General features: G+C 66.9%; 18 protein-coding genes and 2 pseudogenes. 13 read left to right on the top strand and 7 right to left on the bottom strand.

Annotation, left to right across the window (positions count from 1 at the left end; translation table 11 throughout):
• The first annotated feature begins 288 nt into the window (after nucleotides 1-288).
• Both ACH4ZA_RS25810 and ACH4ZA_RS25805 read left to right on the top strand, forming a co-directional pair.
• Entirely contained in the window at nucleotides 289-675 is a 387-nt protein-coding gene (locus ACH4ZA_RS25810) for a DUF6417 family protein (protein ID WP_398431837.1), read from the top strand.
• A gap of 409 nt (nucleotides 676-1,084) precedes the next feature.
• Nucleotides 1,085-1,564 (top strand): lamin tail domain-containing protein, encoded by a 480-nt coding sequence (locus ACH4ZA_RS25805; RefSeq protein ID WP_398431836.1) that lies wholly within the window; start codon nucleotides 1,085-1,087, stop codon nucleotides 1,562-1,564.
• A 158-nt stretch (nucleotides 1,565-1,722) separates the two neighbouring features.
• Here ACH4ZA_RS25805 and ACH4ZA_RS25800 read toward each other — a convergent pair.
• Nucleotides 1,723-1,863, bottom strand: a pseudogene (locus ACH4ZA_RS25800) (FMN-dependent NADH-azoreductase); the annotation flags it as partial.
• Between ACH4ZA_RS25800 and ACH4ZA_RS25795 the strand changes: the two are divergent.
• Nucleotides 1,859-2,086 (top strand): hypothetical protein, encoded by a 228-nt coding sequence (locus ACH4ZA_RS25795; protein ID WP_398431888.1) that lies wholly within the window; start codon nucleotides 1,859-1,861, stop codon nucleotides 2,084-2,086. The pseudogene ACH4ZA_RS25800 and the gene ACH4ZA_RS25795 sit on opposite strands and share 5 nt — an antisense overlap.
• 725 nt (nucleotides 2,087-2,811) lie before the next feature.
• On the opposite strand, the gene ACH4ZA_RS25790 is transcribed toward ACH4ZA_RS25795, so the two are convergent.
• Both ACH4ZA_RS25790 and ACH4ZA_RS25785 read right to left on the bottom strand, forming a co-directional pair.
• Entirely contained in the window at nucleotides 2,812-3,078 is a 267-nt protein-coding gene (locus ACH4ZA_RS25790; RefSeq protein WP_398431835.1) for a hypothetical protein, read from the bottom strand.
• Between the two features lie 871 nt (nucleotides 3,079-3,949).
• Complete coding sequence (locus tag ACH4ZA_RS25785) at nucleotides 3,950-4,345, bottom strand: hypothetical protein (RefSeq protein WP_398431834.1); 396 nt, start codon at nucleotides 4,343-4,345, stop codon at nucleotides 3,950-3,952.
• Nucleotides 4,346-4,556: 211 nt separating this feature from the next.
• Here ACH4ZA_RS25785 and ACH4ZA_RS25780 point away from each other — a divergent pair, with 211 nt between their 5' ends.
• A complete protein-coding gene (locus tag ACH4ZA_RS25780) occupies nucleotides 4,557-5,444 on the top strand; it encodes a helix-turn-helix domain-containing protein (protein WP_398431833.1) in 888 nt (295 codons plus the stop codon).
• Nucleotides 5,445-5,501: 57 nt separating this feature from the next.
• Here the strand turns inward: ACH4ZA_RS25780 and ACH4ZA_RS25775 are convergent, their stop codons facing one another.
• A complete protein-coding gene (locus ACH4ZA_RS25775) occupies nucleotides 5,502-5,828 on the bottom strand; it encodes a hypothetical protein (protein ID WP_398431831.1) in 327 nt (108 codons plus the stop codon).
• Between the two features lie 332 nt (nucleotides 5,829-6,160).
• Here ACH4ZA_RS25775 and ACH4ZA_RS25770 point away from each other — a divergent pair, with 332 nt between their 5' ends.
• The 3 genes from ACH4ZA_RS25770 to ACH4ZA_RS25760 are packed head-to-tail and all read left to right on the top strand — an operon-like array spanning nucleotide 6,161 to nucleotide 8,114.
• A complete protein-coding gene (locus ACH4ZA_RS25770; protein WP_398431830.1) occupies nucleotides 6,161-6,655 on the top strand; it encodes a hypothetical protein in 495 nt (164 codons plus the stop codon).
• The gene (locus ACH4ZA_RS25765; protein ID WP_398431829.1) at nucleotides 6,652-7,515 is read left to right on the top strand and encodes a metalloregulator ArsR/SmtB family transcription factor; all 864 of its coding nucleotides are present in this window, start codon (nucleotides 6,652-6,654) and stop codon (nucleotides 7,513-7,515) included. Before ACH4ZA_RS25770 ends, ACH4ZA_RS25765 begins: the two co-directional genes overlap by 4 nt.
• Nucleotides 7,512-8,114: a dihydrofolate reductase family protein gene (locus tag ACH4ZA_RS25760; RefSeq protein ID WP_398431828.1), complete on the top strand. Its 603-nt coding sequence runs from the start codon at nucleotides 7,512-7,514 to the stop codon at nucleotides 8,112-8,114. Before ACH4ZA_RS25765 ends, ACH4ZA_RS25760 begins: the two co-directional genes overlap by 4 nt.
• A 277-nt stretch (nucleotides 8,115-8,391) precedes the next feature.
• Here the strand turns inward: ACH4ZA_RS25760 and ACH4ZA_RS25755 are convergent, their stop codons facing one another.
• Complete coding sequence (locus ACH4ZA_RS25755) at nucleotides 8,392-8,889, bottom strand: hypothetical protein (RefSeq protein ID WP_398431827.1); 498 nt, start codon at nucleotides 8,887-8,889, stop codon at nucleotides 8,392-8,394.
• Between the two features lie 623 nt (nucleotides 8,890-9,512).
• Between ACH4ZA_RS25755 and ACH4ZA_RS25750 the strand changes: the two genes are divergently transcribed.
• The gene (locus ACH4ZA_RS25750) at nucleotides 9,513-10,085 is read left to right on the top strand and encodes a DUF6417 family protein (protein WP_398431826.1); all 573 of its coding nucleotides are present in this window, start codon (nucleotides 9,513-9,515) and stop codon (nucleotides 10,083-10,085) included.
• Between the two features lie 469 nt (nucleotides 10,086-10,554).
• Nucleotides 10,555-10,848 (top strand): hypothetical protein, encoded by a 294-nt coding sequence (locus ACH4ZA_RS25745; RefSeq protein WP_398431886.1) that lies wholly within the window; start codon nucleotides 10,555-10,557, stop codon nucleotides 10,846-10,848.
• 42 nt (nucleotides 10,849-10,890) lie between these two features.
• Here the strand turns inward: ACH4ZA_RS25745 and ACH4ZA_RS25740 are convergent.
• A pseudogene (locus ACH4ZA_RS25740) lies at nucleotides 10,891-11,821 on the bottom strand (IS110 family transposase); the annotation flags it as partial.
• A 462-nt stretch (nucleotides 11,822-12,283) separates the two neighbouring features.
• On the opposite strand from ACH4ZA_RS25740, the gene ACH4ZA_RS25735 reads away from it, so the two are divergent.
• The 4 genes from ACH4ZA_RS25735 (at nucleotide 12,284) to fxsT (ending at nucleotide 18,256) form a co-directional block, all read left to right on the top strand.
• Nucleotides 12,284-13,174 (top strand): helix-turn-helix transcriptional regulator, encoded by an 891-nt coding sequence (locus tag ACH4ZA_RS25735; RefSeq protein ID WP_057578307.1) that lies wholly within the window; start codon nucleotides 12,284-12,286, stop codon nucleotides 13,172-13,174.
• 206 nt (nucleotides 13,175-13,380) lie between these two features.
• Nucleotides 13,381-13,563, top strand: a complete 183-nt coding sequence (locus ACH4ZA_RS25730) for a DUF397 domain-containing protein (protein WP_398431824.1) — start codon at nucleotides 13,381-13,383, stop codon at nucleotides 13,561-13,563.
• 553 nt (nucleotides 13,564-14,116) lie between these two features.
• A complete protein-coding gene (locus tag ACH4ZA_RS25725) occupies nucleotides 14,117-15,166 on the top strand; it encodes an AAA family ATPase (RefSeq protein WP_398431823.1) in 1,050 nt (349 codons plus the stop codon).
• A gap of 378 nt (nucleotides 15,167-15,544) precedes the next feature.
• Entirely contained in the window at nucleotides 15,545-18,256 is a 2,712-nt protein-coding gene (gene fxsT, locus ACH4ZA_RS25720; RefSeq protein ID WP_398431822.1) for an FxSxx-COOH system tetratricopeptide repeat protein, read from the top strand.
• Between the two features lie 13 nt (nucleotides 18,257-18,269).
• On the opposite strand, the gene ACH4ZA_RS25715 is transcribed toward fxsT, so the two are convergent.
• Entirely contained in the window at nucleotides 18,270-19,430 is a 1,161-nt protein-coding gene (locus tag ACH4ZA_RS25715; RefSeq protein ID WP_398431821.1) for a hypothetical protein, read from the bottom strand.
• Between the last annotated feature and the right edge of the window lie 2 nt (nucleotides 19,431-19,432).

Genomic DNA, 19,432 nt, shown 5'->3' with positions numbered 1-19,432 from the left:
GACGGCATGGACCTCGCACATGCCCTCTCACACGAGGGATCCGCCGACTTCGCGCCCGCACTCGCCCGCCGGACCGTCAGCGGGCGCACGCAGATGGGCCGTGAGGGTGCGCGATGACCCGCTGGGGGGTCGCCTGAGGCGCGGTCGTTGACCAGTGGACACCGTGTTGGTGGTTGAGGGAGTAGCGGTTGCGCCGGGCGTTGCAGTGTGCGCAACTCACATCCCCGGACCGGGGTTTCGTGATCGGGTTCGGTGGCGGAAGGCGGGATAGTGCCAGAGGTCGTGTCCTTGACCCTCGCCCTGCACGGGCCATCGTTCGGCGAAAGTCCCCGAGAGACTGTCGTCGTATGGGCGATCGTCCTTCACGACAGGCCCTTTGTCTGCGGCGCCGGCAACATTCCGGCCCGCCGCCTCATCAGCTGTTCGTCCTTCCGTGACCTGGCGACAGCCGCTGACGTTGCGCTGGTCATGGACGGCTACGAGCACCTTGACCTCGATGAGATCGACTTCGCCCCTATGCCGCACGACGTCGAGCGGCTGCGCCTGCTGACGCTGGAGGAGACGTACGAGCTGCTCAAAGTGCTGCGCACGGTCGCGGAGGACGGCGGGACGGTCGCCTGGGAGGCCGACCGGCTGGCACGGGAGCTCGCCGCACGCATCCCATCGGAGAGCTGACCGGCCGCCTGGGATCGCTGCACGGCTCTGCGGTGTGCCATGTTCCGCTTCCTCATCCACATCCGGCCGCCGTGAACATGGAGGCTGTTACTCACTTTCGGGTGACGGTCCATGCCGCGCTGGGGTGGCGTGACGTGGCGAACTCGAGGGCTCGGCCAACGCCCGCAAGGAGGCCGGAGCTGTCGCGCCGTCAACATCACGCACCCGTGACATAGATGGAGGATGCAGCCAAGAGTCATGGAAATATGGGCAACAGGTAACACAGTCCATGTTTCCCTCCCAACTCCCGCACGGGGTGGACAGAGTGTGAGTGCGCGGCCGGCCCGGCCGCCACCCGCACACCGCACCGACTTCCACGGCGGCCACGCAAGCCGCCGGCGGGAGGGTGCTCGCACTGTCTGGGGGACTCTTGTCCGTTTCTTCTTCCGTCACCGCCCGCCGTCTGGCCGCCGCCGCGCTCGCGGCCGGCGCCCTGGTCTCGGTGGCGGCGCTGCCCGCCACCGCCGCCGACCACGCCCGCCCGGCCCGCGCGAAGGTGGAGATCTCCGCCGTCCAGTACGACTCCCCGGGACGCGACGACCGCTCCAACCGCTCGCTGAACAAGGAGTGGGTGGAGCTCACCAACACCAGCCGCAGCGCGGTCAACCTCGACGGCTGGGTCCTGCGCGACGAGTCCGGCCACCGCTACACCTTCGACCACTACCGCCTGGCCGGCCGCGCCACCGTCCGCGTCCACACCGGTGAGGGCCGCGACACCCGCACCGACCTCTACCAGGGCCGCCGCGCCTACGTGTGGAACAACGACTACGACACCGCCACCCTGCGCGACGACCGCGGCCGTTTCGTCGACGACGAGTCCTGGGGCCACCGCCGCGGCGGCCGCCACTGACGAGCCCAACAACAGGCCGGTGAGCGCCGCGCCGCGACCACTTGCCGACGCGCCATTCATTCTGAAACGATCAGTAAGTGGGCAAGCCGCTCGCGCCTCGCGGCGCAGCCCTGCGGGCCAGCGTGACCGGCTCTGTCGGTGCGCGGGACGCGGTGGTGCTATGCGGCCAGACGTATCAACAGTTCCCTGGCACGGGACTCGGCGGCCGTGAGGGCCTCAGCGCGCGAGGCCTCGAAGAGCGGGACCAAGTCGGCCATTGCGGGAACGCTCGGGGCCAGGGTCAGCTCGGGGACGATGAAGGTGGTCGCGGCCCTGCCCACCCTGCACGGCGGAGCGGACAGCCCGCGCATCGAGGCCTCCCGCATGCGCGGGGTGCTCCTCGCCCCGGACCTCGTGCACCTGACGTACGAGAGCGTCATCCCCGGCCGCCGGGCCCGCCGCAGCTCCCTGTGGCGCAAGGGCGAGGGGGACACCGGATGGCGGCTCTACTACCACCAGGGCACCCCCGTCCCCGAGGGCTGAACCGTCCCTGGCTCTACTCCTGAACGAGGTCGTAGGCGGCCCCTTGAGGGTCGGTTTTGACGATGAGCCCGTCCACGCACAGGTCGCGCAGGATCTGCCGGACCCGTTTCTCCACTGCCCGTTGGTCTTCCCACGTGTGACCGTGGCCGCCGAGAGCCTTGATGGCACGCTGTGGATCCCAGGTGCCGCCGAGGGCGCGAATCGCCTGGGCGAGGACATGCCGGTCGGGATGATCCTTGCGGTGGTTGGCGATGCTGGCAGGGACGCCGCTGTAGCTCCAGTCGGCGCACTTCTCCCACGAGCAGTTCGGATCGGTGACGGCGGCGTGGCGGACGGAGAAGGTGCGAGCCGAAGCCGTGGGCGTGGAGCAGTTGAGCGACGGACCCGTGGTACTTGAGGGCCATGAGCGCTGCTTCGGCGATCTTGTCGTGGCCGGCTGCCCAGGCCGACGGGCACAGCGGTATGCCGCTGTGCCCGTACTTGTGGGTCTTTCGCTGGCAGGCGGCGCAGGGTCCGACGCCCAGGCGGGTCAGCGTGGACGGGTCAGGGTTCCGTGAGCGGCGGTGGGGGAGCGGGTGCATCGGTGGCGGCTTTCCGGCGGCCTGGGAGCTGTGGCGGGTGGGGCCGTCGGATGAGTCGATGACGTTCAGGCGCGTGGTCATGCGGCTGGTACGGCGCTCCCAGGATGAGCTGGGGGAGCAGTGGTTGTGCTCCACGGCCGCCAGTCAGCCGTCCCAGCAGTAGCCGTTCTCGACGGACAGACCGCCGTACTTGTCTCCCTTCAGGTAGACGGCGCTCACCCAGTACGAGTAGCGGCTGCCCTTCTTGCCGGTGGCCACCCAGACGTCGTTCGTGTAGCCGTTGTCGGTGATGGTTTCGCCCCAGTCCCAGCACAGGCCCAAGACCGTGAAATTGGCCGGGTACACGTCCTCCCAGGCGCTCTTTGACGTTGGGTAGTCGCGTACATTCACCCGCTCGTACGTCGTGATCATTGCGCCTTGAGCTGATGCTGGGCTGGTAGCTACGGCGGAGCAGCCAGTGACCAACGCCGCGACCAGCGCCGCTTTGACGGCACGCCTCATATGTTTCTTCTGTTCGTCCAGCAATCACGGGGACAGGGGCATGCGCCTACCGGGGGCGTCATGCTTTCGATCCCCTCGATACGTCGTCCGGCGGACGTGCCGGCTGAGTGGATCTCCAGCTCAGGGTCACCTGCTGGCGGCGGGTGCGGGATTGGACCGAGGCTGGGGTGTGGCCCCGTCGGCACGAGGCCCCTCTCGTGGAGCTGCGACGTGCCGGCCTCGCGGTCGACTCACCATCGTCCGAGCTCACCAGCACGGCGCTGGGGCCCGTCAATAGGGGCGCTGGCCGCGAGCTGGTCGGCGATGCCTTCGGACGGTCCTGTGGCGGGCTGACCACCAAGATCCACCTCGCCGCGGACAGCCACTGCCGACCGCTCGCTTTCGTACTCACACCTGGCCAAGCAGGCGACGTACCCGCGTTCACCCAGGTCATGACCCTGCTTCGGGGTGCCCCGGTCCACGGCCGACCCAGGAGCACGCCAGACGTAGCCCTGGCCGATTAGGCCTACTCGTCCCGCGCGAATCCGGACCCATCTCTGCCGACGTGGGGTCCGGGCGGTGATTCCTCAATCCTCCGATCAAATCGCCAAGCGCAAGAAGAGAGGCCGATCCGGCGGCCGCCCGTCGGCTTCGACCGCGAGGCATACAAGCGGCGCAGCACCGTCGAGCGGTCCATCAACAAGTTCAAGCAGTGGCGCGGCCTGGCCGCTACGACAAGACCGCTACCATCTACCTCGCCGCCACCTTCATCCGGTCAGCGAGATGATTTGAAGGAGACGGCCTAGCAGTGGGGCAGCAGGTTGACGTCGTACCTGAACCCGTACGGGTCGAGGTTCACGTCGCTCACCCACACGTTCCGGTTGCCCGTGTCGTCGTCCGTGCGGAGCCACACCGAGCTCGTATGGCCGTTGCCCGTGTAGGTGACGCCGTACGTGTAGCAGTAGAAGTAGCTCCGGCCCGCGTACAGCGTGCCGGCGTGCGACTCGTTGTGCCAGTCGGGGGTCCAGTGGCTCCACTGGTCGACCACCGTGTTCAGGTAGACCAGTGAGGCAGCCTGACGCGCTGCCGCCGGGGCCGCCGATTCTGGTTGGGAGGCCGCCGCTTGGGAGGCGCTGGCGAGCAGTCCGGCCGTCGCCAGCACGGCGAGGAGTCCGCTTCGTTTTGTTCGCGTGGGCATGGGTCCATCTCCCCCTGTTTGTTGCCGCGGTGCCGAGGCCCGTCCTGCCGACGGCCGGTCATCGCCATCAACGCAGAGTGAGCCTGAGCTGGCCCGCTGGCAGTTGCAGGCTTCTCATTGGCTGCCCGGATGACCGAGCAGGCCCTAGCCTTCGGCACCGACCGCCGGGAGTCTTGTACGAAGGCGCAATCACAGCGGAGGAACGTCAGCAGTGACCGAACCGATCGACCAGCCTGGCGAGTACACCGGACATCCCGCCGCATCCTTGCGCGGCATCGTCGTCGGCTATCGAGGTCACCGCATGGAGGGCGCGAGGCCCGCGCGGGTCACCCTTCCCTCGGCGACCGTCACCCTGCTCCTGGCGTGGGGGCAGCCGCTGACCATCCACAGCGGTCCCGAACAGGCAGTGCCCTCCGCCTCGTGGCCGGCGATGATCGCAGGCCTGCAGACCACGTCCACGCTCGCGGGCTTCGACGGATCCGGGTATGCCCTCGAGATCGACCTCACGCCGCTGGGCGCATACCAGCTTTTGAACATTCCCCTGCAGCACCTGGCGAAGACAGTGATCGACCCGGACCACATCATGGGATCCGGCTGGACTGCAAACGCCACCGAACAACTGGCCGCCGCACCGCACTGGCCCCGCCGCTGGCAGATTCTCGACGCCCTGCTCACCCGGCGGCTCCGAGGCGGGACGCCTCCTTCGCCTGCTGCGGTCAAGGCATGGGCTCTGCTGCGTGATCGTGGCGGCGCCGTGTCCTTACGCGAGCTGATGCTGGCCACCGGCCTCGGTCAGCGCCGCATACAGGGGCTGCTGCGCGAGCACATCGGGTTGCCTGCTCAAACGCTCTCCCGCATCATCAGGTTCCACCGGACCCTGACCATGGCATCGAACAGCCTGGACTCGCTCGCCGACCTGGCCAGCCTGGCGGGATACCACGACCAATCCCACATGAACCGAGACTTCCGAGCCCTCTCCAGCCAGACACCACGAGAACTGATCGACATCATGCGCCGAACACCACCCCGGCACAGCGTCGGGCATATCCAATCCTTCGGCGACTTCGGGTTCCGCGAGCCAGCCAGCCGTCCTACTTGACCGCTTCTACCTCGCCGAACTCCACAGACAGATCACGGCCGCAGCGACTCCCGCGCCTCACGCTGCTCCATCCGCCCGAGCGTCGGCGGCATCGCACACTCCTCGGTCAACAACAAGCCGCCCGCTCAGACCAGAAAGGGAGGGGCGGGGTGCCGGAGCGGTTGGTCGACGTTCTTCATCAGCGGCATCACGTTCATGGGCGTCTCCTGCACGGTCGAGCACCCTGACTTCCACGAAGAGGTCCTGGACCGCCTGCACTGCCCTCTCTGAGAGCCAGCCGATACCGGTCAGGCGGTCCGCAGTGATGAAGGCGCCGCGGCCCAGGTGCTTGAAGTCGAAGTCCTCGCCCTTCGTCAGCTGCCGGGTCTTGATGGCCGCCACCATCTCCTCCTGGGACAGCCAGTGTCCGGGGCTGGTCGACCCGGCGGCGAGCGCGGCTGGCTGAACACGATCCAGTAGGCGACGCTTTTGATCACAGCTATGTCCTGTGATCCGTTGATGAGCTGGAACGCCCACACCGGCCCGCCGGACGGGGAATGGTCGTACACGCCACCGATTGAACTGAGAAGGCTTCCGCTTTCCGAACATGATCGTGTGGTTCGAGGTTGGTGGGTATGAACTCCGCTTGTAGGCGGGAGAGATGGGGTGGTTCGTCTGCTCGTCTCGTCCGTGGAGGTGGCTGTGCCCTCGGTGCTCGGAATGTTGGAGGCCCGGAAGTGGAAGTCCGTGAGGAGGCAGCCCGGCTGCGGGAGGAGGCCGAGCGGGCGCAGGACGCGCTCGTGGCGGCGGAAGGTGCCCTGGTGAGGCTGGCCGGAGCTCGGGAGACGGTGGCCGAGGTGTCGGGTGAACAGGCTGGTCAGGGCGGCGCGTTGACCCGTGGTGCGGTAGCAGGCTCGACCGTTCCGCATCGGGGTGAGAACGCCGTCGTTGAGGTGCTCGCGCCCGAATACCAGCAGATCCTGCGGGTGCTCGCCGCGCCGGAGGCCGCCAGTGGGATGCGGGTGAAGCAGATCCTGGCCGGGCTGGAGTGGGAGGCGAGACCGACCCGGATCGAGGGACTGCGCTCGCGGGTCAAGCGGCTGGCCGCCCGCGGGTGGGCCGCCGAGGTGCGGCCGAACCCGTTCGTCTCCGCTACTGAGCGTTGCCATTCGAGTGCACTTAGAATATTCCTTGACACGAATATTCTAGATAGAGAATACTTCTTCTCATGAATGCACTTCTCTCCGTGCTGGCCGACCCGGCCCGCTGGCGCTTCGTGGCACTGCTGGCCGAGCGACCCCGCTCGGTCGGGGTTCTGGCCCAGCTCGCCGGGGCGCGGCAGCCGCAGACGACCAAGCACCTGCAGGCCCTCGAGCGTGCCGGTGTCGTGACCTCCCGGCGCACCGGCCAGCGCCGCGTCTACGCCCTCCAGCCCGGTCCTCTGCGAGACCTCGCCACAGTCCTCAACCGGCTCGCGGACGCGGCCGACAAGGCCGGCATGCGCGAGACCTACGACCGCTACGGGCTCGAACTGGACGCCGAACGATCCGCGGCGCAGGAGCCCGGCTGGGCCGACGGACGCTCGTTCGGCTTCCAGCGGTCACTGGCTGCGCGACCCGAGACGGTCTGGCGGCACCTGACCGAGGAGTCGCTGACCGCTCACTGGTGGGCGCCGGACGGCCTGCGCGTCTCGGAGCTCGTGTTCGAGGCCCGGCCGGGCGGGCGGATCGTCCTGGAGTACCGCGAGGACGAGGACGCCGACGACTCCGCCGCGGTCGTCGGACGCGCCCGGGGCGCCGTCGAGGAGGTCCGGCCCACCGAACGCCTGGCCTACCGACTCTGCCCCCTCCTGCCCGACGGCGGTCTCGCCTTCACCGGCCACCTCGTCTTCGACCTCCGGCCCACCACAGCCGGCACCGACCTCGAAGTCCTCTACCGGATCACCGACAGCACCGTCGACTCCGCGGACTTCGTCGCCGGCATCGAGATCGGCTTCGGCCAGTCCCTCGACCGGCTCGCCGCGCTCGTGGCAGCCGGTCCTCACACCACCGAATTCACCGAGCGCGACCCTGAGACAAGGAGCACGACATGACCGAGCAGACCACCGGACGCAAGGTGACGGCCAACCTGGTCATCAGTCTCGACGGCCGCTACCACGGCGCCGGCGGCCCCGCCGATTTCGCCGCGTTCGCCGCCTACGCCACCTCCGACGTCTCCCGCGACCAGATGACCCGCATGCGCGAGAACGCCACCACCGCGCTCCTCGGCCGGGTCCTCGCCGAAGGATTCCTCGCGTTCTGGCCCTCCGTCGCCGCTGACGACAGCGCCGACCCCCGCGACCGCGGGTACGCCAAGTGGCTGGTCGACACCGACAAGGTCGTCCTGTCGACCACCTTGACCCAAGCGCCGTGGGATCACGCCCGCATCGCCAACGGCCCCGTCACCGACGTCGTCGCCGACCTCAAAGCCGACGGCGAGGGCGACATCCTCGTCAACACCAGCCCGAGCATCACGAAAGCGCTGCTGTCGGCCGACCTGATCGACCGGCTGTACCTCATCGTCATCCCCGAGATCGCCGGCGGCGGCCTGCGCCTGTTCGACGACGGCCTCCCCGCCTCGAAGTGGAAGCTCACCCACCAGGAGACCGGCGACCTCGGCGAGATGGCCCTGGTCTACGACCGGCTCCGCTGATCCTTATCAGGTCATCTCATTTGGTGAGTCGGCAGTTGCAGATGAGGTGCAGGCGATGCTGGTGAAGGCCACGAAGTGGTGGCTGGCTTTGCGTTCGGTGCCGGCCCAGCCGCTGGCTGCAGTCTGTCCCTTTGCGGGCGATCGGCGTGATGCGGCGGCCGCGTAACCATCCCCGCAGGTGGTTGTAGCCGTGTCCTGTCGCCATGCAGCTTGCCCGGCCTGTGCTTCAGCAGGATTCGCTGCCGCCCTCCGAGTTGGCAGGTCCCCCACTCACTCATCAGGGGTAGTAGGACAGGATGATCATGGGGGACCAGCGAGTACAGAGAGTGCCGCTGCATGCCCGCACCTGCAGCGTGTAGTTGTTGGGGTTGCCGCCGTGGCCAGCAGTGACTGTCGCCTTGCGCGCCTTTGTCGCTTGATCTTTGAAGGTGTGCACCTGCGTGAGGCTCCACTTGACCTCATACCAGGCGGGGAACCTGTAGTCGCCGCCGTAATAGAAGGTCACTTCGTTCTGGCAGCGGTCATAGCGCGCGCCGACGTAGGGAGTGCCGGCGTACTTCCACTTCAGTGGACCGCTTCCGACAGGGGTGCCCTTGCCGAAGCTATCGCCGTCTTTGTAGCACGATGTGTAAGGGCCTTTGACGCTGCTTCGGGCATCTGAAGTCGCACTTGCCGCACCAGACCCGGGAGCGGCGATGAAGCCTGCCGCGAGAAGCGCGCTGGCTGCCGCGACGGTCGTGGTCGTGCGAAGTCGGGAAACCGGGAAAAGTTTCATCCTGTACCGTCCTCCCTCACCTGAGCGGCGTGTCCGGTACGTGTCCCGCACTGCAAGGGTCCCGCCGATACGATTCTGGCGCGACCTGAACAAGGCCGAGAGCAGCGGTTGACCAGACAATCTTCAGTCAGCCGAGGTGCGTTACCTCGTGGGCGACTCGAGCAGGGGCCTGGTCCGTGCAGCTGCAGGCGGAGGGCGTCCGTGCCGTGGGCGACCGACGACAACGCCGCAGATGTGCGCGCCCGATCCCGCGCCGCGAGGGCGATCCCGACAGGCCTTGACCAGATGAAGAAGACCCGCAAGCGGCACGAAGTCTTGGCGCGGGGTCGACATCTTGTGCCAGGACAGCCACTTCGAGACTCGAAGATCACGGGTTGCACCTGGAGTGCTCACCGCGTCCTTCTTTCGCGACGGCCCCGGCGGGCTGAGTGCGGCTGGCCGAACAGCGGCGCGGCCGACAATCGAACGCATGCACCCTCACGGCGGGCCAGTCACACGATCGCGTGATAGCGACAGTCGAACCTCTCGTGCCCTGTAGGCGGTGTAGCACCCTCGTCACGACGAGTGGATGGCTGAGTGGCTGACGAGGAGGGGCTTGGAGTGCCGGGGTGAGGGGAGACAAGGTGCTCGAGGCCCTCCGTGTAGTGCGGGCGTACGAGGAGAAGGCCGAACACGGCTGGGTCCTCGAGGAGGCGGCACCGTTACGGCGTGCTGCCCGGCTTTTGGCGGGTCAGGGTCTGATGGAGACCGCCGACCGGGAGACGCGTGCCGAGTTGTCGGCATGGGAGGGACGCCCGGTGCGCTGGGCGGTGCGTCTGGCGGCCGCTGGGCATGATCTGCTCGCCTACGACTGCTCGCGGCCTGATCCGGTGGCCTCGCGGCCCGGGCCGGGGGAGAGGCTGGTGGAGCTCGCGCCGTCACAGATGGCTGCGCTGCGGGTGTTCCTCGCGCTGACAGATCAGTTGAGATCGCGGCCGGCGCCAGGTCTCGCAGAGGAAGTCCGCAGGGCCGTCTACGACCGTGGCGTCAGCCGGTGGCGGCTGCATCTGACGCAGCAGCAGATGGAGTCGGTGGCCTACGGGTTCTGGCTGCACCGGCTCACAGGATCGGCTGCGGAGGCCAACCGCTTCGACCGCGACTACGGCGTCGTGTACGCCCCGCAAGCGCAGTCGACCGTGAACTGTGCCGCTTGGTGAAGCCGACCGGCACAGAGCTCACCTGCAGAGCAGCGGGATCATCCTGCGGGAGCGGGGGTGTTCCCACGAGGTGGCCGCGTCGTGCACGGCTCCTTCTCACCGGCACCAGGATGGTTTCGGTTTGCCGACGGTGATGCCGACGCGGCTGTGCGAGGTGCGAGGTGCGTGAGTCTCACGGCAATGCTGTCGTGGCCGGCGCGATTTGTGTCTGGGCGGGGGTGTGGGCTGTGCGATGCTGCCCCTCTTGGGGGTGTTCAGCGGGGGTGCCTCTATGCCCTTCGTCAAGCGGGTGGGCAGCTTCGGCCGGAGGTTCGGCCTTCTTCGTGGGGCATGAGACTGTCTCGTCGTGCCAGAGATGATGAGTGGGTTGGAGGCGGCCTTGGCTAAGGCGTCGTCTCCTTCGTGGACGCAACGTGTTTGTGCTGGGCGTGACCTCGCTTCCTTCGCCGATGTTCCTGAGGCTGCGGCAGTGCTGGTGGGGCTGCTGCTGGATGCCGAGGACACGGCGGTGACACGACAGACGGCAGAGGCCCTGGCCCGAATCGGGACGGTGGCCGCCGTGAGACTCATCGCTCTCGCGGTTGTCGAGGCTGACGACAACCAGGCTGACTGGCTGCAGACCGGGGTGCACGACGCGCTCGTGGGACCGGACGGTGTGCCGGCCGTCGCAGCGGCCTGCAGGAATCTCGCCCAGGACCAGGAAGAAGCTGTCCGGCGGGGCGTCGCGGAAATCTCGGCGTGGACAGGCGACACAAGGTGTTGACCTGAATCGACCTGCCCTGGGCTGGTTCGTGTCAGCCGTTGCTTGTGGGAGGCGGGGTCCGTAGAAGGTGCCGTCGCGGAGCATTGCGAACAGCACGCTGATCCGCTGTCGGGCAAGGCGGAGAAGGGCCTGAGTGTGGGTCTTTCCACGGGCCCGACAGCGGTCGTAGTAGGTGCGGGAGGCGGGGTCGTGCAGGGCGGCGAACGCGGAGAGGAAAATGGCCCGTTTGAGCTGCCGGTTTCCGCCTCGGGGTGCGTGTTTCGCCGTGGATCGAGGTTCCCGAGGACTTCGTGGCCGGGGCGAGGCCGGCATAGGAGGCGAGGTGGGCGGCGGTGGGGAAGCCGGTGCCGTCGCCGACGGTGACCAGCAGCACGGCGGCGGTCCTGACCGCGACCCCCGGCATCGAGGTCAGGACCTTGGAATGAGGGTGCTCCTCCAGCGGGGCTTTGATCTGGGCTTCCAGGGACTGGCGCTGTTCGTGAACGGCGGCGAGGGATCGGGTCAGTGACGGGATCACGACGTCCAGGGTGCCTGTGCCGGGGACGACGACGGTCTGTTCGTCGAGTGCGTCGCAGACGTCGTCGATCAGGCGCTGGGCCATGCGTGGGGCCTTGGGCCGGATCACCTCAACCAGCTTGCGGCGTCCGGCTTTGCGCGGCGCGGCCGGAGATCCGTGGCGTTCCAGCAGCCAGGTCACCGCGGGGTGGTCCAGGCGGGGGCCGAGGACGCGTTCCAGCGACGGGTGGAACTGGGTGAGCAGGCCGCGGATCCGGTTGCTGGTGCGGGTGGCCTCGGCCGCCAGGTCCTGGTCGAAGCCGACGAGGACGGTGAGCTCGGCGGTGATTTCGTCGGTCAGTTCCAGCGTGCGCAGCGTGTGCGGCATGGTGCGGGCCGCGTCGGCGATCACAGCCGCGTCGCGGGCGTCGGCCTTCGCCTCGCCGGGGTAGAGGTCGGCGATCCTCCGCATGGACAAGCGCGTTCAGTAGCGGCGCAAGCTCTACCAGGACTGCTCCGCGGCGATTGAGGGGAAGGCACTGTCGAAGCGCCCGATCGCGGACTTCAGTCGTCCGGTTGGCGCCGTTGGTGCCCGGGTTGCGCCAGTGTGGGGACCGAGGCGCAGCGCAGATGTACTGCTGCTGGTGTCTTTCCCCTGCCCTCCTGGCGGCCTGAGGCGGAATCAGAGGTTCCGACTAGAGAGAGTGGCGTCTCGTCCAGCTCACACATAGTCTACTCTCAAATGTAAGACTAGCTGATGGACTATCTGCTTTATGCAATGCCGCAAACTGCTAGGTAGCACATGCGGAGCGAGTGTGATGGATGATCAGCAGAGGCTGACCTGTTGGGATGTGAAGCGACCGTCGGGGGTGCCTGCCGGTAGCTGCTACTCAATCTGCTAGGTTGCAGATTGCACCATCCAACAAGAGGAGTACGGAAAGTGGGATCGCCAAGTGCTGCCGAGCAGCGGCTGAGGCTTCGAACCGAACTGCGCCGGGCCCGGCAAGCGGCAGGCATGACGCAGCGCCAGGTGGCCGAGAGGATGGAGTGGTCTTCCTCCAAGCTCCTTCGGATCGAGTCGGGCGAGGTCGGCATCTCCGTTAACGACCTGCGCGCATTGCTGGTGACGTACGGGCTCACGGACCGCCGGATGATCGACACCTTTCTGGATCTTGCGCGCGGTAGCAGGAAGATGCCGTATGCCGAGTACCGCGATGTGCTGTCCAAAGAGTTCGTCCAGTTCCTCGCGCTGGAAGCGTCGGCATCCATCTGCCGGTACTTCAACAACATCCAGCTGCCACGGCTGCTGCAGACGGAGGAGTACGCCCGGGCGATCGCTGAGTCCTACGTGGGCGGCAGCCTGAGTGAGCCGCATGACCGCATGCTGGAGGCGCAGTTGTCGCGCCAAGATCTGTTGCAGGGCGATGAGGGGCCACAGGTGCACGTCATCCTCGACGAAGCGGTCCTGCACCGCCAGGTCGGGGGCCGGCGGGTGATGTACGCCCAACTGCTTCGTATCGTAGAGCTGTGTGACCATCCCCGGGTGACCGTCGGGGTCATCCCGTATGACAAGGGCGCACACCCGGGTATGCGGGGCCCCTTCACCTTGTTCGAATTCGCCGCTGACGGGATGCCCGACTCGCTGCATCTGGAGAATCCGGGCGGGGAGTCGAGCAGCACCACGCTCGCAGAGGAGACCCGTCCATACCTTGAGCGATTTTTGCAGCTGGAAGATTTGAGTATCAAACAGGACGTCGGGGAACTGGTGCAGCGCTTGGCCCAGCGCATCGACGCAGGAGCGGACGACCTGGCGGCTCTGCTGCAGGAGTGAAGCCTCATGTGCACTACAGCTGGCACCACGCATGCAATTCAGGCCGCCCGCGGGCGGGATGACTCGAAACCGACAGTTCACCTAGGAAAGGGTCATCGTTACCCTCGGGAAGGATGCTGTCTGCCCTTGCGTCGCAGGGCGTGCCACGCGCGTTGCGCAGTCAGCATTCTGAGCCGTATTCATGGCCGCGGTGCTGAGGGGGACACGTGGCGGATGACGTCTGGGCCAAGAGTAGCCACAGCGGAGCCCCCGACAACGATTGCGTCGAAGTCGCCGTCGCCGATCGGTATATCCGCGTGCGTGACTCCAAGAACCCACAGTTGCTGTTCACCGTGTCGCGAGACTCTTGGCAGGAGCTGGTGGCAGCCCTCAAAGCGACTGCCGGGTAAGCCCCACCTTTTCTTGCGGCGGCTGTTCCGCCCGACGGGGCTGGCGCAGCCGACCAACACCCGCGCGGGCGCCTCGCGCCGCCCACCGACTGGGCACCTGGCGCCCGCCCGCGTTCGGCTGCGCGGTACACGACTGTCGGGCCATCACAGCAATCAAGGGTGCATCCACTCGGCCGAGGCGCCGTCAGGCAGGTCCGACCCTCCGCTGATAGAGACCGGCCGGTGGGCCGGAGGCGTGTCGCACAGAGAAGGCGTTCCTTGCCGACGGACGGACATGCCCAAGGCTGCAGAGAAGGCATCCAGCAATACTCTCCGGCCCAACCGTGCGAAGCATCTAGAGGGGAAGGCAGCGTGTGGCCCCCGCTGCCTCGGCCTGTCTGGAGCCGGCTGGTCCAACAGGGAGAGGGCTGCACGATGCGCCGCTGACCTGACCCTACCCGAGCGGAGCCTCGCACAGGAGCCGGTGAAAGGAAAGCGGCTGCGGCCTGGGCGGCTGGCACATGCTGTTTGTGGGCCGCGGGATCAATTCGAGGGCGAGGGGACGGAAGCAGACATGACCGTGGATGGTGGACAGCGCACGAAATGGGTCTATGAGGGAACGGGGACACCCCGGCCCGGCAGTGTTCGGGAGCTGCCCGCGCCTCCGCCGTGGCGTCGGTTTGACGGCGGGCCGCTCGTAGAACCGCCGCAGGAGGATGCCGGCGAGGCCGACCGCAGGCTGGGAGCGGTAAGCGAGCAATTGCCGTTCAACTCCAGCGACGAGCAGGTCGCGGTGATCAACGCCGCCCTCTATCTGCGCCGGCCGCTGCTAGTGACTGGCCGACCCGGCACAGGCAAGTCGAGCCTGGCCTACCGCATCGCCCGCGAACTGTGCCTGGGACGGGTGCTGCGCTGGCCCATCACCAGCCGCAGCACCCTGAAACAGGGACTGTACGAGTACGACGCTATTGGCCGTGTCCAGGCTGCCGCAGCACGACAGGCGGTAGGGCCGTCTCACCAACAGCCCTCGGAGCCGGGGGTGGAAGACTTCCTCAGCCTGGGCCCCCTGGGCACAGCGCTCCTGCCCTACGAACATCCCCGCGTCCTGCTGGTCGACGAGATGGACAAGAGCGACATCGACTTGCCCAACGACCTGCTGAACGTGTTCGAGGACGGCGAGTTCACCATCCCCGAGCTACTGCGGGTGCGGCATACGAACGCGGTGGTCACCGTCCGCACGGACGATCCCCACAGGGAGGCCGTGGTGACCAACGGCGTAGTGCGGACGCGCGCCTTCCCTATCGTGGTGATCACCAGCAATGGCGAGCGCAACTTTCCGGCTCCCTTCCTGCGGCGCTGTCTGCGTCTGACGCTGCAGGAGCCGACCGCCGAAGAACTAGCGGCGATGGTGGAAGCCCACTTTCCCGGTGCGATGCGCGGGCAGTTGCGGGAACTGATCCACAACTTCAGAGCCCGTAGCGATCAAGAGGGGGGCCTGGCTGCCGACCAACTACTCAACGCCGTCCACCTGGTCACCTCTGGAACCTGGGACGCAACCCACGTGGACCAGAACGAGACGTGGCAACTGCTGCTCGACACGCTCTGGCGAAACCTTTCGGACTAGCACACGCGCACAGTAAGGGGTGACATGGCAGCCGACCGGGAGAGCACAGTGCCTGATGTCATGGCCATTGACTTTGCTGAGGCCCTATGGCTCTCCCGCCATATGCCTGGCACCCTGCAACAGGCCACGGACGATGGGCCGCTCCGTACCCTCTTTCCGTCCCGCCGCCAGCCCGACACCCAGGTGCAGCCCGCTCCATCCGATCACGGCGTGCGGGAATCGTCCCTGCCGCATGCCATCAGCTCAGCAGCCCCCAACGGGGGGGCATACGCGCCACTTCCCGTTGGCGCACCCTCTATATCGACCCCGCACCGCAAAAGGGAACTGGCACGCCTTCTGAAGCCTCTGCGGGTCACGGTGGGCTCACCATCCTTCACCGTGCTGGATGAAGAGCTGACCGCAGAGAGCGCCGCAGCCTTCGGATCCTGGATGCCCGTCGTCCACCCGGCTCCCGAACGAGCCTTCGATGTAGTCCTCATGGTGGACAACCACCCCACCATGGCACCCTGGCAGCACACCGTGGACGAACTACGGCAGGTTCTGTACAGCCTTGGAGCCTTCCGCAACATCCGCGAGATTCCGCTCGATGTTGCTGCCACGCAAGCCGGCCCCGTCGATCTGGTACGAGTGGTACAGCACACCAACAGCCACCAGCTGGTCCTGCTGCTCACCGATGGACTGGCCGACGCATGGCGAGACGGCCAGCTGATGGGCCCGCTCCACGCCCTGGCTAACAGCCAGCTGCTCTCGATTATCCACATGATGAACGATTCGTCCTGGTCCGCCAGCCACCTACAAGGCCAGCGAACCCAGCTACGCCACAGCGGCACCGTTCCCCGCAGTAACGCGCAGTGGACGGCCGAGAACGGGTCGAAGCCCGACGGCCAGGTGCCCACTGAGGGCATTACGGTCCCGGTCATCACACTGGAAGAACGCTTCCTCAGGGCCTGGGTCGCATTCATCACCGGGAAAGACCCCCATGCCAGCCTCCCCACGCTCACCCTGCTCCCCCCTTCAGCGCGTGGTCCCTTCTTTGCCGTCGGTCCCACCCTGCCGGCGGCCTCCGCTAGCAGCTCCGCGATCGTGGAGGACCCTGTCGCGCTTGAGGGCCGCCTTACAGCTCACCTACCACCAGACGAGCTCAAAGCGGCTCGCATCCTGGCTGCCGTACCGCTGACGGACATCAACATGCGCGCTGCACTCGCCGACGTGGCCCCCGCGCTGGAGTCCCTCCTGCCGTCCGTTCTCAGTGGTCTGATGGCCGTCGGCGCCCTGGTGTCGGTCGGCGCCGCTCCGAACACCTCGCGCACAGCCGCACAGTTCGCCACCGAGACGATGGACTTCGTCCCCGGCCTACGTGCACGGCTCCTTGCGCACGCCCCCACGAGTGAGACGGCGCGTGCCATGAGTGCCACCCACCGCCACCTCGACACCGACGACGTGTGGGGGCATTTTGATGCGGCAGCGCTGTCCGACCCCACCGCTGACCACCCTGCCGTCACGGTGGACACCCTGCGGCGGGCCGGAATGTCCGCCACCGTCTTCACCGCGTTGTCGGGAAGGCATCGATCTGTGGGCAGACGACTGGCGCAGGCGACACAAGCCGTGCCCCCCTCGACCACCGCGCAACCGCCGACGTCTGACACGCACCGCAACATCGATCTTCCCGCCCAGCGCAGCCGCCCAGCACGTTGGGCCAAGCACACCCGGTGGGGCAGCAGCGTGCCACCACGCAATCGCCACTTCACCGGCCGACAGGTCCACCTCACCCGGCTGCGCGAGATGCTCACGCGCCGGTCCTTTACCGAAGTGGCAGTAGTGGGGATGGCCGGAGTGGGCAAAACCCACCTGGTCACGGAATATGTCTACCGGTACGGCGACGACTACGACCTCATCTGGTGGATCCCTCCGCAGTTGTCGCACAGTCGGGCTCTGCCCGAGGCCTACCGCAGGATGGCAGACAGACTTGCTTCCGACGGTGTCACCCTCAGTGGTCACGACCCGGTCGTCGCTGCCCTTGAAGCACTGCGGTGCGGTGCTGCCGCCGACCGGTGGCTGCTGGTGGTGGACGGCGCACCAAATGTCGCCTCTATCCGGCCGCTGCTGCCCGTGGGCGGTCCAGGTCACGTGATTGTCACCTCCAGGGACCCACGCTGGGAGCTGGAACAAGACGCCCTGCGCCTGGAGGTCTTCGAACGGCCGGAAAGCACGGCGTTACTGATCGCGCGCAACCCGCGGCTGACCGCGGAGCAAGCGGGTGAGCTGGCCAAGGATCTGGGTGATCTACCTCAGGCGGTAGAGGATGCCAGCCGAATGCTGGCCGAAACGGGCATGCCTGTCGACAGCTACCTGCGACCTGCTCCGGCTTCGCTCCTGGCAGCTGCGACCCGTACCGAGGCAGGCCCGCCCGGTTCCACCGGAGCCTGGTCTGTCGCACTCCACCAACTTCGCGATCAAGACCCCTCAGCCTACGCATTACTGCAGATCTGCGCCTGGCTCGGCGATGCTCCGGTCAGCCGCGCATTGCTGCCGGGCGTATCAGAACTGCCCAGGCAACCAAACCTTCCTCAACTGAATCCGCTGACCGGAGACCCACTGGGTCCCTATCTGGCCATCCGCGAACTCAACCGTGCGGCCCTTATCCAGCTCAACGAACGTGACGGCACACTGACATCACACCGCCTCGTCCGGCAGGCCGTGAAGGCGGAGATGGACGACGCCGCCCGGCGGGCGAGCCAGCGTGCCGCGCACTTGCTGCTGGCCGCCCGGATTCCAGGCGAAGGCACATCCGATCAGGAATACCTTCGCCTAGCACCCCATTTCGTGGCCTCTGGCATGGTGGAGTCCCAGGACCCGCCGGTGCAGCGAGCGGTCGTCGCCATGGTGCAATGCCTGGTTCGACAGGGGGACTACGCTGCGGCCCGCTCTCTTGGAGAAGCCGCAGCGGCCGCCTGGCCCGGCGACAACCGTTCCACCAGCTGGACGCTGCGTCGGGATCCGCTTGGGGAACTGCGCAGAGAACTGCGCCGGCTTCCCAAATCAGGCCCACTTCCTCATCAGCAGCGACCTCCTGAACAGGAAGACACTTGAGCGAGAGAAGACATCATGGCGCTGTGGATGACGGCGCCGCAGCAGCCAGCGACGACTCTTCATGATGTGCCAACGCCTCACGCAGCCGCCTGGCCCGTGAACGGTAGGGGCCGGACAGCGCTTCGAGCACCGTTAGTTCGACACGCAGGAACGGAACCGACACATCGGTGATCTCTTCCAGGGCGATGCCGCTGGGACTCTCAATGAGGTCCCGCCAGGTCGATACGAAGGGGATTCCGAGGTCTTCGTCCAGGAAGACAGCCGTGGCAGTGAAGAGGTCGCCTGTCCACTGCTGGTTCAGCCCGGAGACCAGTTCCTCACGCACTCCCGGAGCGAAGTCAAAGGTGACACGATCAATGCGCCTGAGGCGTTCGTGGGCCACCACAGGATGGATCAGCTGCGCGATGAACAACTCGGAGAAGAGCTCGGGACCATGCCGAGGCAGCAAAGACTCCTGGGTGCGGTGCATCACCGCAATGTTGAGCGGGAGGACTGACAGGGCGTTGGCAAGGAACTGCGCCTCCCGTGACGCGCTGGTGCGAAACAACTCCAGACGCTCCAGCGCTTCGGAGCGGACGTCCTGACCGGTCTGTTGGGTGACAAACGGCTGATGGGTCAGCGCGTCATCTTGTCTTTGGGCAGGAAGGGCGGCATCCGGCTGGGCCAGGATGCAATACAGGATGGTTCGGGCCCCCTGGACGACAAGCCGGCCCCAGGCCTCGAGGTCCTCTTGGTTCAGCTCCAGAGTCGGTACCGGGCAAAATGTCGTACTGATTCCCTCTTGCGTCTCCACCTGCAGGTCCGTGTTCGGCTGACCCGGTGTACTTGCCCTGAACGACTGCCGCGTCGCACGGATGCCGCTGCTGTCCCACAGTGTGCGGGGAAGCAAGTGCACCACGCCGAGCGGCTGGCGAGCCGCCCAGGTACACAGCAGATCGTGTGCCTTTCCGCGCTGCCACAGAGAGCCGAGCCCATCAGTGATGAAGATGCCTAGTTCGCGTGCGTCGGACTCCGGCGCCGTCGGGGGAGGGGGAGACACGGTGCCAGCCTCCGGATCCAACGCGTATTGCTTCAAGGTGGCGGACAGCGCGTGTGCTTGCAGCAGGTCGATGAACTCGCGGACCACGGGGCGCCACATCTCCATGGTCCAGTTGTGATCGATGATCACGTTCACCG

Origin of the sequence: Streptomyces sp. NPDC020597 (assembly GCF_044335095.1) — a bacterium.
Taxonomy (GTDB): Bacteria; Actinomycetota; Actinomycetes; order Streptomycetales; family Streptomycetaceae; genus Streptomyces.
The sequence above is the reverse complement of the archived record's forward strand: the minus strand, read 5'-3'. Positions and strand labels throughout refer to the sequence as shown.